The organism is Vibrio sp. Vb0304 (assembly GCF_033338995.1).
GTDB lineage: Bacteria > Pseudomonadota > Gammaproteobacteria > Enterobacterales > Vibrionaceae > Vibrio > Vibrio alginolyticus.
Genome location: NZ_JAWOTT010000001.1, coordinates 387,918 through 402,960 on the forward strand (window position 1 = coordinate 387,918; position 15,043 = coordinate 402,960).

The 15,043-nt window shown below is 45.7% G+C and carries 13 protein-coding genes and 1 pseudogene; 9 read left to right on the top strand and 5 right to left on the bottom strand.

What is annotated here, in order from left to right; translation table 11 throughout:
- Window position 1: 1 nt before the first annotated feature.
- From R7P35_RS01655 to R7P35_RS01675, 5 genes and pseudogenes are all read left to right on the top strand, one after another.
- Window positions 2-1,423 carry an aldehyde dehydrogenase family protein gene (locus tag R7P35_RS01655; RefSeq protein WP_169628845.1) on the top strand — a complete coding sequence of 474 codons (1,422 nt, stop codon included), beginning with the start codon at window positions 2-4 and terminating at the stop codon, window positions 1,421-1,423.
- A 157-nt stretch (window positions 1,424-1,580) separates the two neighbouring features.
- Window positions 1,581-1,742: pseudogene (locus R7P35_RS01660) on the top strand (rubredoxin); the annotation flags it as partial.
- The gene (locus R7P35_RS01665) at window positions 1,731-3,014 is read left to right on the top strand and encodes an NAD(P)/FAD-dependent oxidoreductase (protein WP_225491648.1); all 1,284 of its coding nucleotides are present in this window, start codon (window positions 1,731-1,733) and stop codon (window positions 3,012-3,014) included. The pseudogene R7P35_RS01660 and the gene R7P35_RS01665, both read left to right, overlap by 12 nt.
- 12 nt (window positions 3,015-3,026) lie before the next feature.
- A complete protein-coding gene (locus R7P35_RS01670; protein WP_193837289.1) occupies window positions 3,027-4,343 on the top strand; it encodes an NAD(P)/FAD-dependent oxidoreductase in 1,317 nt (438 codons plus the stop codon).
- Window positions 4,340-4,690, top strand: coding sequence for an ethanolamine utilization protein EutQ (locus tag R7P35_RS01675; protein WP_005375208.1), 351 nt, complete (start codon window positions 4,340-4,342; stop codon window positions 4,688-4,690). Before R7P35_RS01670 ends, R7P35_RS01675 begins: the two co-directional genes overlap by 4 nt.
- Before the next feature lie 225 nt (window positions 4,691-4,915).
- On the opposite strand, the gene azu is transcribed toward R7P35_RS01675, so the two are convergent.
- The 4 genes from azu to norR form a co-directional block, all read right to left on the bottom strand.
- Window positions 4,916-5,368: an azurin gene (gene azu, locus R7P35_RS01680; protein WP_005375211.1), complete on the bottom strand. Its 453-nt coding sequence runs from the start codon at window positions 5,366-5,368 to the stop codon at window positions 4,916-4,918.
- Window positions 5,369-5,703: 335 nt separating this feature from the next.
- Window positions 5,704-6,354, bottom strand: coding sequence for an HAD family hydrolase (locus tag R7P35_RS01685; protein ID WP_005375213.1), 651 nt, complete (start codon window positions 6,352-6,354; stop codon window positions 5,704-5,706).
- A 268-nt stretch (window positions 6,355-6,622) separates the two neighbouring features.
- Window positions 6,623-7,141, bottom strand: coding sequence for a hypothetical protein (locus R7P35_RS01690; protein ID WP_005375218.1), 519 nt, complete (start codon window positions 7,139-7,141; stop codon window positions 6,623-6,625).
- A 397-nt stretch (window positions 7,142-7,538) separates the two neighbouring features.
- Window positions 7,539-9,071 carry a nitric oxide reductase transcriptional regulator NorR gene (gene norR / locus R7P35_RS01695; protein ID WP_176311310.1) on the bottom strand — a complete coding sequence of 511 codons (1,533 nt, stop codon included), beginning with the start codon at window positions 9,069-9,071 and terminating at the stop codon, window positions 7,539-7,541.
- Between the two features lie 190 nt (window positions 9,072-9,261).
- Here norR and norV point away from each other — a divergent pair, with 190 nt between their 5' ends.
- The 4 genes from norV to R7P35_RS01715 all read left to right on the top strand — a co-directional run bounded on the left by norV (window position 9,262) and on the right by R7P35_RS01715 (window position 13,367).
- Entirely contained in the window at window positions 9,262-10,764 is a 1,503-nt protein-coding gene (norV, locus tag R7P35_RS01700) for an anaerobic nitric oxide reductase flavorubredoxin (protein WP_176311309.1), read from the top strand.
- 10 nt (window positions 10,765-10,774) lie between these two features.
- Window positions 10,775-11,923, top strand: coding sequence for an NADH:flavorubredoxin reductase NorW (norW, locus tag R7P35_RS01705; RefSeq protein ID WP_318091604.1), 1,149 nt, complete (start codon window positions 10,775-10,777; stop codon window positions 11,921-11,923).
- A gap of 42 nt (window positions 11,924-11,965) precedes the next feature.
- Window positions 11,966-12,304: a DUF1971 domain-containing protein gene (locus R7P35_RS01710; protein ID WP_318091607.1), complete on the top strand. Its 339-nt coding sequence runs from the start codon at window positions 11,966-11,968 to the stop codon at window positions 12,302-12,304.
- A gap of 184 nt (window positions 12,305-12,488) precedes the next feature.
- Window positions 12,489-13,367: an NAD(P)-dependent oxidoreductase gene (locus R7P35_RS01715; RefSeq protein WP_005375233.1), complete on the top strand. Its 879-nt coding sequence runs from the start codon at window positions 12,489-12,491 to the stop codon at window positions 13,365-13,367.
- A gap of 195 nt (window positions 13,368-13,562) precedes the next feature.
- On the opposite strand, the gene R7P35_RS01720 is transcribed toward R7P35_RS01715, so the two are convergent.
- On the bottom strand, window positions 13,563-15,002 hold the full coding sequence (locus R7P35_RS01720) for a catalase (protein ID WP_017821260.1): 1,440 nt from the start codon (window positions 15,000-15,002) through the stop codon (window positions 13,563-13,565).
- Window positions 15,003-15,043: the final 41 nt, after the last annotated feature.

Genomic DNA, 15,043 nt, shown 5'->3' on the forward strand with positions numbered 1-15,043 from the left:
TATGATGCATTACCTTAATTATATTGATGGTGAGTGGTGCGATTCAGAGCAAGCGCTGACCGTCATGAACCCTGGCACAGCCGAAGCGTATGCGACGATTGCAGAAGCCACTATCACCGATGCCGATCGCGCAATGGCAGCGGCACGTCGAGTGGTCTATCAAGGTCTTCTTTCGGACGTTCGTCCCGCCGTCAGAACCGAGTGGATGTTAAAAGCCGCCGCAGCTATTCGTGAAATGGTTGATGAAGGTGGGTTAGTTGCCTGTCGTGAAAATGGGAAATCTTTGCAAGATGCCAAAGATGAGTTTTTAGAGTCGGCACGTTACTTCGAATACTACGCTGGCATGGCCGACAAGCTGGAAGGCACGTCAATTCCGTTGGGTAAAGACTATGTCGACTTCACTCAATATGTGCCGTTTGGCGTGTCAGTGCAGATTGTGCCGTGGAATTTCCCTGTCTCTATTTGTGCACGCTCATTGGCACCTGCATTAGCCGCAGGTAACGCAGTGGTGATCAAATCGCCAGAGATTTCTCCACTTGCCATGACGTTGTTGATTAAAGCGATTGAAAAAGCGGGCTTCCCAAAAGGCACGATTAACTTGCTATGTGGCAAAGGCTCAGTCGTTGGCAGTCATTTGGTGCAGCATCAAGACGTTGATCAAATTGTCTTTACAGGTTCTGTGCCGACCGGCCAACGCATACTGAAAGATTCAGCGCAACGCGCCACACCATCTGTGATGGAGCTGGGTGGTAAATCGGCCGCTATCGCACTGAAAGATGTGAGTCTCGAAACGCTTTTACAAAGCGTTCAAGTCGGTATTTTCTTTAACGCTGGTCAAGTTTGTTCGGCAATGTCTCGTTTGCTAATTCAAAAAGAGCGTTATGAAGAAGTAAAAGCGGCGGTAGTGGAAATGGCAAAAAGCCTAACCATTGGCCAAGGCGAAAGCCAGCCGGACATCACACCGTTGGTATCGGCTGATCAACAAGCACGCGTGCTTGAAATGATAGAACAAGCAAAAGCCGACGGCGCGAACATCCTAACGGGTGGGTACGCCCCTGATTTGTCAGGTTACTTTGTGGCACCGACGGTGATTGAAGCCTCACCAGATATGCGTATTGCTCAAGAAGAAGTGTTTGGCCCTGTACTGGTAATTACACCGTTTGAAACCGAGCAAGAGGCCGTTGAAATCGCGAATGGCACCGATTTTGGCCTGGTCGCTGGTGTCTTTGGTGAAAGCCTAAACCAAACATTGCGTGTGGCACAGCAACTGCGTGGTGGACAAGTGTTCATCAATGAATGGTTTGCTGGTGGCATCGAAACACCATTTGGTGGCGTGGGCTTGTCCGGGTTTGGGCGAGAAAAAGGACAAGAAGCGATTTATAGCTACGTCCAGACACGCAATATTGCCATTCGTTTGCAGTAAGACAGCAACGTATAGCTACCGTGTAACTGTATTTTCATCACCTCGTACCGGCTTGGATTTCAGACCACAAGCTAGGGCGAGGTTGATGGAATCACAACAAATCTGACAGCGGTTTGTAAACACGGAAATTCTGAACAAGGTAGTTGGAGTATAAGTGATGAGAAAGTGGCTCTGTATTATTTGCGGCTTAATCTATGATGAAGCACAAGGTTGGCCATCCGATGGCATTGCACCAGGAACAGCATGGGAAGATGTACCGGATGACTGGTTATGTCCTGACTGTTTAGTGGGTAAGGCCGATTTTGAAATGATCGAAATCACCGACGATGCGCCACTAGAAGAGGTTGCAGCTGTGTCTTCGGTGTCGGTAGAAGCGTCTGTTCAGCGAAATACGGCTCAGCCTCTTCCATCTGAAGTTACTCAACCTGTATTCTCAAATGACCCTATCGTTATCATCGGTAGTGGCCACAGTGGTTACCAGTTGGCGGCGGCACTTAGAGCACAATCCGAGACGGTTGCTATCACCGTCTTTACCGCTGATGATGGCGCTTTGTACAGCAAACCAGCTTTGTCTAATGCGTTGGTCATGAACAAAGACGGCGACGCGCTGCAAAGTGAAAGCGCGTTGAAGTGGGAAAGCCGTCTCAATATCCGCGTTTACCCGCATACGCGTGTTGAACAGATCGATCGTGCCAATTCAACGCTACATACCTCCATCGGTAAATACGCCTACAGCCGCTTGGTACTGGCAACAGGTGCATCACCGATTGAAATCCCAATTGAGGGCGATCGCTCTTGGGTTATGAGTGTGAACGACTTAGTTGACTACCGCCGTTTCAGATCGGAGCTGCAAGACAAAAAGCGCATCGCGATCCTAGGTGATGGCTTAATTGGCTGTGAGTTCGCGAATGACCTGATCGAAAGCGGTTATGAAGTGACAGTTATCGGGTTGGGTCAATGGCCAATGGAGCGTTTGATCCCGCAACAGTTGGGTGAATCATTACAAAGTGCACTCGCCGAACGAGGCGTGCAATGGGCTCTACAAGACAGTATCGCCAGAATCGAGCCAAGGTCCGAATCCAGTGCGGTTTTACATCTGAACAGTGGCAAGCAGATTGAAGCAGACCTAGTGCTAAGCGCGGTTGGACTCAAGCCAAATGTTTCTCTGGCTGAGCAAGCAGGGCTCGAAGTGGGCCGTGGCATTAAAGTGAATCAATTCGGCCAGACGAGTGATGAGAATATTTACTCGCTAGGTGACTGTGTTGAAACTGAGCAAGGTTGGCAGCCCTATATTGCACCGATTAATCAAATGATCCCTTCTGTAGCGAAAAGCTTGCTAGGCGATGTCGCCCCTATCTCGTTAACACCAACTCCAGTGATTGTAAAAACGCCGATTCTTCCACTCACGATTTTCCCGGTAGCCGCTGAAGAACAGGGACAATGGTACATCGAGAACCAAGCAGATGAATTGACCGCTGCGTTTTATTCACCAGAAGGAGCAATGCTCGGTTTTGCGTTGCTAGGAAGAAAAGTACAGTCATTACGCGGCCCTTGGCTAGATCAATTGTCATTGAAACTGTCAGCAGCGTAGCGGAGAAAAAAGATGATTCATTTACCCAATGATGACGTGACGTGTGGTTGGTACCATGCGTTGCCAAGTATTCCAGAAAAATCGGCGTTAAAAGGTAAACAAAGTGCTGACTATGCCGTGTTAGGTGCCGGTTTCGCAGGCCTAGCTATGGCAAGACGTTTAGCTGAACTTATGCCTAATGCACGAATTATACTGATTGATGCGCAACGTATCGGCCAAGGGGCTTCAGGAAGAAATTCGGGCTTTGTTATCGATTTGCCTCATAAGTTTTCACTTGAGCATCCCGACCCTGAGCACAAGCAAAAGTTATTATCACTCAACCGTTCTGCGATTGCTCAGCTAAACACTTTAGTGTCGAAGCACAGTATTTCTTGTCAGTGGTCAGCAAAGGGCAAATATCAAGGAGCCGTAGGGGCGCGCGGTGAAGCGTATCTCGATCACTTTGAGCACCTAATGAAAGACCTTGGCGAACCATACTTCCATGTTAATGGCAGTGAGCTGGCGAGAGTCTTGGGAACAAACTACTACAGCCGCGCAATTTACACGCCAGGTGGTTATTTAATGCAACCTGCTGCTTTGGTGCGTGGGCTAGGGGAAAGCCTTCCAGAGAACGTCGAGGTGTTAGAGAACTCGCCAATCCGCAAGCTCAGTAAAGAAAACGGTTGCTGGGTATTACATGGAGATAGAGGCTCTGTTGAAGCCCCTGAACTGCTGCTTGGGACCAGCATTTTTACTCGGGAGTTTGGTTATCTTAAAAACAGACTACTTCCAGTGATGACGTTTGCAAGCTGGACGCGTCCATTAACCGACGCAGAAATGCAGCGATACGGAGGTGAGCTGAATTGGGGGTTAACTCCAGCTGATCATGCGGGAACGACGTTACGTATGACCGCCGATCGACGTATTTTGATCCGCAATACTTACAAACACGTGCCGAAATATGGCTCAAGCATGAACGATAAAGTCAGAGAACAAATTCGCGACGATCATCGTCAGGTCTTTCTGGCGCGTTATCCCGAGCTGGCCGACGTACCATTTACTCACACATGGGGTGGGGTGTATGCCATCTCTCGTAACTTTACTAACTTTTTCGGTCAATTAGATGAAGGTGTTTATGCCAGCGCTTGTGACAATGGTGTTGGTGCTGCGTGGGGAACCATTTCTGGAACACTGTTAGCTGACTATGTCGTTGGTGCGACATCTAAATCATTGGATGACATACAGCAAGTGACAGGAATGCCTTGTTTGAATCCGCCAGAGCCTTTTTTAGGTTTGGGAGTAAAAACGCGTATCCAATTAGCAAAATGGCAAAGCCGGAGTGAATTATGAAGCAAGTCAAACTTGTTGATAGTAAAAGTCTAGATTTCAATGTTCGTGGTGATACGCCGGGAATGGCGTATGTTGCAAGGGCGTTAAGCCCAGAAATTTCACCAAACATAGGCGTAGGCTTTGCTAAATGGGAAGGCGCTAAAGTGGCTTGGACAGTGCTTTATGATGAAGTTATTTTCGTGATTGAAGGCTGTTTCGAGCTGACCGCAAATGGTGAAACACATTTTGTGCACCCAGGTCAGATGCTGTGGATACCGGAAGGGACTGAATTGGTTTATGGTGGGCATGCTCTGTTCGGCTATGTGGTTCATCCAGGAAACTGGAAAGAGTTACATGGTATTGAATGACTTTTATCATTTAGTAGTGTTTCGGAAAGGTAAAACAAAAATCCGATTTTTACCCATGAGTTTTCGTAAAAGAACTTAATCTCAATGGAGCAAGGGTTTCTTACTTGCTAGTTTCTTGGTCACGTTTCCAGACGTGTTAGACCTTTCTCAATTGCTATTTTATCTATCAAAAAGGGAAGCCTTGGCTTCCCTATAATGAGTCTTCTTTTGGCTTGGCTAAATCTTTTATTTTAGCTCAAATTTACCCTGCATGATTGCCCAGTGACCCGGGAACGAACAGAAGAATGAATAGTCACCGCCGGCTTTCATTTTCTCAGTACTGAACGTAATGCTGGTGCTTTCACCGCCACCAATTACTTTTGTGTGAGCGTAGACGCGATCATCATTTGGTTTTACGTAGTTATTTTCTGCTCCAGCTGCCATGCCATCAGTACCGACTGCTTGTAGGTTGGCTGTGTCAGAGATGACCACGTTGTGACCCATCGATTGCGCTGGCATCTTACCTGTGTGATTCAGCGTTAGTTTTACCTCTTTACAAGTGGCTGGTACGCTCAATGTTTTAGTAGAAAACTGCATCATATCGTTAGCATCTAATGACACTTCACACTCGGCACTGGCTTGGGCACCAAAGCTCATTCCTACTAATGCGAAGGTTGTTGCTAATAAACGTAAAGACATATAACACTCTCCATTTTGTATTTTAGGCTGACTTGGATTGATCTTATCCAATAGTTCTCATTATCAGCCAATTTTCACTCCAAAAACGTGCTTCAATCGGTATATTGACGTTTTGTTGCAAGCTTGTACTGGTCAGTTCCGCTATTTGATCACTCAAATGCCTTATTTCATGCGATTGCGTGAGTTAAATCAAAAGTCGTGATTAGCCAGAGTTAAGGTGAAAATAATCTCTCTAAACGGGTGGCAGAATTGTTTGGTTTTACGGTATTGGAGAGGTTTCAAGAAAGAAGCTCAGCTAAATTGCTGAGCTTCTAGAGAACAGACGACAAGTAGGCCTAGCGAGTTTGCTTTAACGTGTGCAACACATCATGCAGTGAAGGTGCGACAGTATGGTCTAATTGCTTTATTTCGTCACAAGGCTCAACCAAATCAGGAATTTGATAAGTGATCATGTTCGCTGCTACCGCAGCACGTACGCCATTATTTGAATCTTCAAAGGCGAGACATTTGGTTGGATCTACGCTTAGACGACTTGCTGCAAGCAGGTAGATCTCTGGATCAGGTTTGCCGTGTGACACTTCACAGCCTGTCGTTAAGTTGTCGAAATACTTGCTTAGGCCCGCTAACTCCAACTTCTTCTGTGCCACTTCTTTTGCTGTAGAAGTGGCGACTGCAATTGGCAACCCTTGGCCTTTCAACCACTCAAGCAGCTCAATCACCCCTTCTTTTACCGGTATCGCTTGGTGCTTAACCACAGCGTCGTAACGGTCGCGCCACTCTTGGTGTAAGCGGTCAAGATCATCCCCATAAGCTTTACGAAAAATCACTTCAATGCCCGCTGCATTGCGACCAATGATTGAAAGGTAAACATCTTTATAGAAGGGTAGGTTCTGGGCTTCACATGCTTCTTGGAAAATATGCATACAGACGCGCTCAGTATCAAGGAGCAAACCATCCATATCAAAAATAGCAGCTTGGTAGTTCATTACATTAAGACTTTTTGGTTGGGATGGCGCATTTTGACACAAGCAGATCGGTTTTTCTTCTAAAAATTAGAACTTGATTTTGATCCTATGAGTTCACATTGCCTCTGAGCACACTATACACAGAGTCTATAAATTAGGTGTGAAATATAATGTTTTTAAAATTAGAAAATTTCAGTTAAATAGATAAAACTCTAGCTTAATATAAGCTAGAGTTTTATTAATATTCTATTGTTATTTTAACTATTGGATAATTTATTAATAGTTAAAATTAATAATAAAATAATACCAAATCACGATTGTTTACGACTGCATGAGTGTACCAGCTCTTGACTTCAGATATTTGTTGCTCTGATAAGCCTCCGAAGTCAACGTTATCTTGGTGAATATCTTGATTTTTTATCATAAAAACAACAGGGAAATCGTCAGGGAATGGGAATTTTATAGGATAATCGGTATTAGTGAATGGAATATCGCAGAAATCGTTTACATCGCAAGGATACCAAGAGTTATTGGATAAGTAATAACCAGTTATCTTACATATAGCTTCAAGCAAGTAAGCATATGCGTAACCCAAGTGACTGTATTTTATCTCTTCAGACAGCATCTGCATAAGAAGCTCTTCAGCTCGGATGCTTTCGCCACTACTTTCCAGCATTTCATTAATCACTTTAAAGGAGTCTTGACACCTTTCCATGATGGCTTTTTCTAGCTCTGGATTACGCTCATTCTTTAGTACGTTAAAAACCTTTTCAGTATCTAATGAATATACTGTCGCCCCATATCCCATATTTTATTCTCCTCACTTTTATACAGTTAAATTCATTTAAGTGTTTTTATCGAAGGGATTATATTTTGATGTTTTTTGAAGGTAAAGTGTATACATAGAGGTTGTATTTATTATGATGAACTTTGAAAGTTTAGATTCTTAAAATAAATACTATATATTTAATTTTATTAGATCTGGCTCATAAAAATACCTTAACTATTATTGTGTTTATTTTTAAGGGTTATTAAATCTGTGAGGTGGTTCAAGACAATAAAATTTAGAAGAAAATACCGTCAAACTTAGGTGGCTATTCTATCTGAGCACTCAGCTCACTACTTATAGTGGGCTGAGTGAGCGGTTGGGCATCGGCTCTTTATTTGGCGATGAATATGCCATATTAGGTGATATTCGTTAGTGTCTATTTTATCCCTAGCCGTTTTGCTAATCGGTGCAAATTGCCGTTATCTAATTCAAGCTGACGTGCCGTTGCTGCCCAGTTACCTTGGTTCTCTTCCAGTGCTCGAACAATCATCGCTTTTTGGAAGGCATCTGTGGCAAGCTTTAATCCACCTTCTGGTAGCTCAAGCCGAGAGTTTTGTTCCGTTTCTTCAACGTTCTTGATGTTCTGATTCGGCGTTCGGATGTCAAAATCTTGCTCAACTAACTCAATGTCCATGGCGTGAGTGCGCGCTTTTGCCAAAACACCGGCACGTTTAATGACATGTTCAAGCTCTCGCACGTTGCCTGGCCATGAATAGTCTTTGAGTGCTTGCACTAAAGTGGGGGACAAACGAATGCTGTTCAATCCCAATTTGCTTCTTAAACGTTCGGCAAAAAAGCCTGCGAGTAACACCACATCGTCTTCACGTTCACGAAGAGGTGGAACATGAAGCGGGAAGACACTTAAACGATGATACAAGTCGGCTCGGAAGCGACCAGCAGTCACTTCTTCATGCAATATGCGGTTAGTGGCGGCGACAATGCGTGTGTTGACTCGAATATGACGGTCATCACCCACACGTTGAATGTCGCCGTATTGTAGGGCTCGAAGTAACTTGGCTTGCAGCTCTAACGACAGTTCGCCAACTTCATCCAAAAACAGTGTGCCGCCGTCGGCTTGTTCGAACTTACCCTTACGATTGCTGATTGCGCCTGTGAATGCGCCTTTGATATGGCCGAACAACTCGCTTTCCGCGACTGATTCCGGCAGTGCCGCACAGTTGAGGTAAACCAAAGTATTGCTAGAGCGACTAGAGCGATGGTGAATAGCGCTCGCAACCAACTCTTTACCCACGCCCGTTTCTCCCATCACTAGCACAGACAATTCAGTATCGGCGACTGCGTCAATCTGCTCTTGAAGATTCTTCATCCCCTGAGAGTTACCAATGATTTCATTACTTAAGGTGCGTTTCTCGGCGTAAGAGTCGCGTGGCAGGCTCGCTTGTGTCTCTAGTTGTTCTAGTAGGAGTGCAGTGTGTAGGCCACCTGCTGCCAACGCGCTGACAAAACGTAACTCTTGGTTGCGTAGCCCATCAAATTGGTTGGGGTCGAAGGCGTCAATCGTAATGGCACCAATCAGTTGATCGTCGATCAGCAAAGGTAAACCAATGCAGGAATGGACATGCAGTTTGTCATCGTGGTTTGGAATCAAGCCATCGTATGGATCAGGTAAGTCGCTGTCAGAGGGAAAGCGGACGATATCGCCTGCTCGAGCAATGGCTTCTAACCTTGGGTGCTGTTCAATGGAGAAACGGCGTCCAAGGACCTCCTTCGCCAATCCATTGATCGCTAAAGGTTTAAAGTGCTGGTCTTCATACAAAAGAAGGGCAGAAGAGTCACACTTCAATACCTCTCGAATCGTGGTTAATAACGTATCGAAGCGAGCCTGTTGAGTGAGCGCCGAGTTAAGGTCTTGCGTGATGTGTAGCCATTGCGCGATTAAAGAAGTCATAGCCAATACCAATTGTGTCAATATGACTATTGTAGTGTCTTAATGACAATTTTCAACTGTGTCTAAATGACATGTATTAAAGTTGACTTTTAATTAAATTATTGAAATTTATATAAATTAAAAGTTGGCACGCCCAGTGCAATACAAGAAGAAATTATTTTTGTTTATCCCGTCATTCAAGGTAGTAATTATGACAATTCACGTAAAAAACAACATCCACTGGGTAGGTCAACGCGATTGGGAAGTTCAAGACTTCCACGGTACAGAATACAAAATGACAAAAGGTACCAGCTACAACAGTTATCTAATTCGTGAAGAGAAAACCGTATTGATTGATACGGTCGATCACCGATTCAGTCAACAATTCATCCAAAATTTAGAAATGGAAATCGACCTCAAGTCTATCGACTTTATCGTGGTAAACCATGCAGAAGAAGATCACTCAGGTGCATTGTCGGCATTAATGGAGAAGATTCCGAACACGCCAATTTACTGTACAGAAGCGGCGATTGATTCAATTGTGGGTCATCATCACCATCCTGAGTGGAACTTCAAAACCGTAAAAACGGGCGACAGCATCGATATTGGTAATGGTAAGCAATTGGTCTTCGTGGAAGCGCCGATGCTGCATTGGCCAGACAGCATGATGACTTACCTAACTGGCGATGCAGTGTTATTCAGCAATGACGCATTTGGTCAGCACTACTGCGATGAACGCTTATTCAATGATGAAGTGGATCAAAATGAGTTGATGGAACAGTGTTTGCGTTACTACTCAAACATCCTAACGCCATTTAGCAGCTTGGTAACCGCAAAAATCAAAGAAGTGCTGAGCTTTAATTTGCCTGTCGACATGATCGCTACGTCACACGGTATTGTATGGCGCGATAATCCAGTTCAAATTATCGAACAATATTTGGAGTGGGCAGACAATTATCAAGAAGATCGCATTACGATTTTCTACGATTCTATGTCAAACAACACCCGAATGATGGCCGATGCAATCGCGCAAGGCATTCACGATGTCGACCCTAGCGTGCCGGTCAAAGTCTTTAATGTCTCTAAGCATGATAAGAATGAAATTCTCGCCAACGTATTCCGCTCAAAAGGCATCTTGGTTGGTTCGTCTACCATGAATAACGTCATGATGCCGAAGATCGCAGGCATGCTAGAAGAAATTACTGGTTTGCGCTTTAAAGCGAAGAAGGCCGCTGCATTCGGTAGTTACGGTTGGAATGGTGGCGCGGTGGATCGTATCCATGCTCGATTGACCGACGCAGGCTTTGAAACCGCAGTGAGTTTGAAAACCAAATGGCGACCAGATGGTAAAGCGATGCGTGAATGTCGCGAACATGGTCAGAACATCGCGAAATTGTGGGCGAAGCATGACCTGACAAGTCCTGTTCTTGCTCCGTCGATTGCGGCGTCTGCACCACAAGTTCAATCACAACCCGTTGCACAAGTAGCAACACAAGCTGTGGTAGATACTGCTTCTAGTAACCCTAGTACTGAGGCGCATCCCGCAGATTGTCAATGCATGGTTTGCACCGTTTGTAATTGGGTATACGACCCAGCTAAAGGCGAGCCTAATCAAGGCGTTGAACCGGGCACGGCATGGTCTGAAGTGCCAGATTACTTCTTGTGCCCAGAATGCCACTTGGGTAAAGACGTCTTTGTCGAATACAACGGGTAAGGGGGCGAATATGCAAGCACCTATTGTGATTATTGGTAGCGGCTTTGCGGCTTACCAATTGGTGAAAACAGTGCGTCGAGTGGACGCACATATTCCGCTGCAAGTGTTTACTGCTGATGATGGCGCGGAATACAACAAGCCCGATTTGAGTCATGTATTCAGTAACAAACAAACGGCCCAAGACTTAGTGGTTAAAAGTGGTGAGGCGTTTGCACAGGAACAAAGCATCGAACTGTTCGCACATACCATGATTGAGCATGTCGACGTGCAAGCTCAGCAAGTGGTAGCCAATGGCCAAACCTATCCTTACTCCAAACTGGTGTTTGCGACAGGCGCGAAAGCCTTTGTGCCGCCAATATCTGGTGATGCAGCACCTGAGGTGATAACGCTAAACTCGCTACAAGAATATCAATTAGCGGAAGAGCAAATCAGTCGTGCGAAACGAATTCTAGTAATGGGTGGTGGTTTGATCGGCGTCGAGATCGCCATGGATCTCGCAACCAGTGGTAAAGCAGTTACGGTGGTTGAGCCAAATCCCCGTTTGCTCGCTAACTTGATTCCTGAATTCGTTGCATTGCCGCTTGAAAACCAACTTAAGCTGCAAGGTATTCAACTTGCCTTGGAGACTGGAGTTGTCGCGATCAATCACTCAGATGATTCGCTGGTGGCAAGCTTGAGCAAAGGTAAAGCAATCCAAGCCGATATAGTGATTTCAGCTGCGGGTTTACGTGCTAACACTTGGTTAGCGAAAGCTTGTGGGGTGAGCGTGAATAAAGGCATTGAGGTGGATGCTCGATTACAGACATCAGCAGCCAATGTGTTCGCATTAGGCGATTGTGCCGAGATCCAAGGTCGAATGATGCCGTATCTCCAACCGATCGTGCTAAGTGCCAATGTTTTAGGGAAACAACTACTGGAGCAAGAAGCAGAGTTGAAACTACCACCTATGATGGTAAAGGTGAAAACGCCGAGCTACCCAATTCAATTGGCAGGCGATTTTAGTTCGGTGACGAATTGGAGTGTGCAGATTTCTCAAACCGGCATTGCCGCAAAGGCAGAAGATGAAAATAGCCGACTCATGGGCTTCGTCGTGACGGGAGAACAAGTTACGCAAGCATTTCCATTACTTCGAGAGTTGTCTCAAGCCGCGCAGGCTTAACCGATTTAAACGAAAAGAATTGTAATTAGAGAGGGTATCATTATGTCGCATCTACGAATTCCTAAAGACTGGACTGTTCAACGTTCAACGCCTTTCTTCACCAAAGACAATGTCCCACCAGCGCTACTGACTCATCATAATACCGCCGAGGTTGTGTTTGGGCAGCTGTGCGTCATGGAAGGGCAAGTGACTTACTACGGCTTTGCTGATGAAAATGCCACAGAAGCAGAAGTAGTGGTGGTGATTAATGCAGGCCAGTTTGCTACCAGCCCACCGCAGTACTGGCATCGTATTGAGATGAGCGATGATGCTCAGTTCAACATCAATTTCTGGTCGAACAAGGACAAGAGTGGGCAAGCGATGTTCCATGCTAAGCAGTAGTAAACCTTTTTAAGTGCTTTGACTGTTATGCTAATCGTCAAGTAAAGGGGTGTAGAAGGCGCAATAAACGAACTGAAATACTGGATCATCGAGACCGTGGAAAGAGAAATCACGAGTAATGATTTCAATTCTTTAGTAGCATGTTACGAAACATTTCAGTCAGGTGAACTAAGGGAAGCGTGCAATGGAAAAACAACGAGTAGCATTTATTGGTCTGGGTGTGATGGGATACCCAATGGCTGGTTACCTAAGTAAAGCGGGCTTTGAAACCAAAGTATACAACCGCACAAAAGCGAAAGCCGACAAATGGGCTGAAGAATACCAAGGCGTAGCTTGTGAAACACCACGTGAAGCGGCAGAAGGCTGTGACATCGTTTTTACCTGTGTGGGTAATGATGATGACGTTCGTAGCGTTGTTTACGGTGAAGAGGGCATTCTGGTCGGCTTGAAAGCGGATGCAGTGCTAGTGGACCACACGACCACTTCTGCAGACCTAGCGGTTGAGCTGGCTGAAGCGTGTGCTAAGTATGGTAATCACTTCATTGATGCGCCAGTTTCTGGTGGTCAAGCAGGCGCAGAAAATGGTGTTCTAACCATCATGTGTGGTGGTGAACAAAGCATTTTTGACCGTGTGTCTCCGGCGATGGATGTGTACGCGAAGCAGATGACGCTACTGGGTGAAAACGGTCAGGGTCAACGCTGTAAGATGGTAAACCAAATCTGTATTGGAGGCGTTTTACAAGGTCTGAGTGAAGCTTTGTTGCTGGCACAAAAATCAGGCTTGGACATCGCTCAAGTTGTAGAAACGCTTAAGCATGGCGCTGCAGGTTCTTGGCAGATGGAAAACCGCGCAAATACGATGGCTGAAGACAAGTTCGATTTTGGCTTCGCTATTGATTGGATGCGCAAAGACTTAGGTTTCTGTCTGCAAGAAGCTGAGCGAGTGGGTCTAGAACTTCCACTGACTAAGAAAGTGGATGAGCAATACGCAGACCTTCAACGTGATGGTTTAGGTCGCATGGATACATCAGTACTGATCAAAGCGGTAGCTAAAAATCAGTAGTTGATGAATCAGTAATAGATAAACAGTTCTTTGGTATCAAAGAGCTTAAAGAAATCTAAGTTAATCATAATGAATCTCCTTGAGCATTGGTTGTGGCTAGTGATTAAGGATTAGTGATTTGAAATCAGGAGGTGCTGTTGGGCACCTCCTTTTTTATGTCTTTTAATCACACAGCGTGACGATCACAGCGTTCGCTTACTTGTTTAAGCCTAGTGCAATCTCAAGACCTTTGCCGTACGCTTCGTCCGCTTGGTATGCGTGTTGAACGTGGCGCTGTTGGATGAACTCTGGTACACCGTCCATTGCGCGAGCTGTGTTGTCGAACAGAGTTTGACGTTGCTCTTCACTCATCAGACGGAATAGGTCACCCGCTTGGCTGAAGTAGTCTTCGTCTACACGGTGATCGTAGTGATCAGCGTTGCCGTTGATGCGTAGAGGTGGCTCAGAGTAATCTGGTTGCTCTGCCCATTCTTGTTTGTAGTTTGGCTCGTAACCTAGTGTTGAACCAAAGTTGCCATCAACGCGCATTGCGCCATCGCGGTGGTAGCTGTGAACAGGGCAACGAGGTGCGTTCACTGGGATTTGATGGTGGTTCACACCTAGACGGTAACGCTGAGCATCGCCGTAAGCGAACAGACGACCTTGTAGCATCTTATCTGGAGAGAAGCCGATACCAGGTACTACTGCAGCTGGGTTGAACGCTGATTGCTCAACTTCTGCGTAGAAGTTTTCTGGGTTACGGTTCAGTTCAAACTCACCAACTGGGATCAGTGGGTAGTCTTTTTGAGACCATACACGTGTTAGGTCGAATGGGTTGAAGTTGACTTCATCCGCTTCTAGCTCAGGCATGATCTGTACGTACATCTTCCATTTAGGGAAGTCTTGACGCTCAATCGCTTCGTAAAGGTCACGGTGATGGCTTTCGCGGTCTTTACCTACGATCGCTTCTGCTTCTTGGTCAGTTAGGTTTTTGATGCCTTGCTGAGTTTTGAAGTGGAATTTTACCCAGTAACGCTCGTTTTCTGCGTTGATGAAGCTGAATGTGTGGCTACCAAAACCATGCATATGACGGTAAGAAGCAGGGATACCACGGTCACTCATTACGATAGTCACTTGGTGGAATGCTTCAGGTAATGACGTCCAGAAATCCCAGTTGTTGGTAGAGCTACGCATGTTAGTGCGAGGGTCGCGTTTTACTGCGTGGTTTAGGTCTGGGAATTTTAGTGGGTCACGCAGGAAGAATACTGGTGTGTTGTTACCAACCAAGTCCCAGTTACCTTCTTCAGTGTAGAATTTTAGTGCGAAACCACGGATGTCGCGTTCTGCGTCTGCTGCACCGCGCTCACCAGCTACAGTAGTGAAGCGAGCGAATAGTTCTGTTTTTTTGCCGATGTCAGAGAAGATCTTAGCGCGAGTGTATTTTGTGATGTCGTGCGTTACTGTGAACGTACCGTAAGCACCAGAACCTTTTGCGTGCATACGACGCTCAGGGATCACTTCGCGGTCAAAGTGTGCCAATTTTTCAAGGAACCAAACGTCTTGTAATAGTTGAGGGCCACGAGGACCTGCAGTCATAACGTTTTGGTTATGTGCGACAGGGCAACCTGCTGCTGTAGTCAATTTCTTGTTTGTCATTTTTCTTCTCCCTCCAGGGTTCAATACCTTAGAAACTGTAG

Bases quoted from the DNA above. Each gene is read 5' to 3' on its own strand.
- R7P35_RS01655 (WP_169628845.1), top strand. From the start codon at position 2: ATGATGCATTACCTTAATTATATTGATGGTGAGTGGTGCGATTCAGAG.
- R7P35_RS01665 (WP_225491648.1), top strand. From the start codon at position 1,731: ATGATCGAAATCACCGACGATGCGCCACTAGAAGAGGTTGCAGCTGTG.
- R7P35_RS01670 (WP_193837289.1), top strand. From the start codon at position 3,027: ATGATTCATTTACCCAATGATGACGTGACGTGTGGTTGGTACCATGCG.
- R7P35_RS01675 (WP_005375208.1), top strand. From the start codon at position 4,340: ATGAAGCAAGTCAAACTTGTTGATAGTAAAAGTCTAGATTTCAATGTT.
- azu (WP_005375211.1), bottom strand. From the start codon at position 5,368: ATGTCTTTACGTTTATTAGCAACAACCTTCGCATTAGTAGGAATGAGC.
- R7P35_RS01685 (WP_005375213.1), bottom strand. From the start codon at position 6,354: ATGAACTACCAAGCTGCTATTTTTGATATGGATGGTTTGCTCCTTGAT.
- R7P35_RS01690 (WP_005375218.1), bottom strand. From the start codon at position 7,141: ATGGGATATGGGGCGACAGTATATTCATTAGATACTGAAAAGGTTTTT.
- norR (WP_176311310.1), bottom strand. From the start codon at position 9,071: ATGACTTCTTTAATCGCGCAATGGCTACACATCACGCAAGACCTTAAC.
- norV (WP_176311309.1), top strand. From the start codon at position 9,262: ATGACAATTCACGTAAAAAACAACATCCACTGGGTAGGTCAACGCGAT.
- norW (WP_318091604.1), top strand. From the start codon at position 10,775: ATGCAAGCACCTATTGTGATTATTGGTAGCGGCTTTGCGGCTTACCAA.
- R7P35_RS01710 (WP_318091607.1), top strand. From the start codon at position 11,966: ATGTCGCATCTACGAATTCCTAAAGACTGGACTGTTCAACGTTCAACG.
- R7P35_RS01715 (WP_005375233.1), top strand. From the start codon at position 12,489: ATGGAAAAACAACGAGTAGCATTTATTGGTCTGGGTGTGATGGGATAC.
- R7P35_RS01720 (WP_017821260.1), bottom strand. From the start codon at position 15,002: ATGACAAACAAGAAATTGACTACAGCAGCAGGTTGCCCTGTCGCACAT.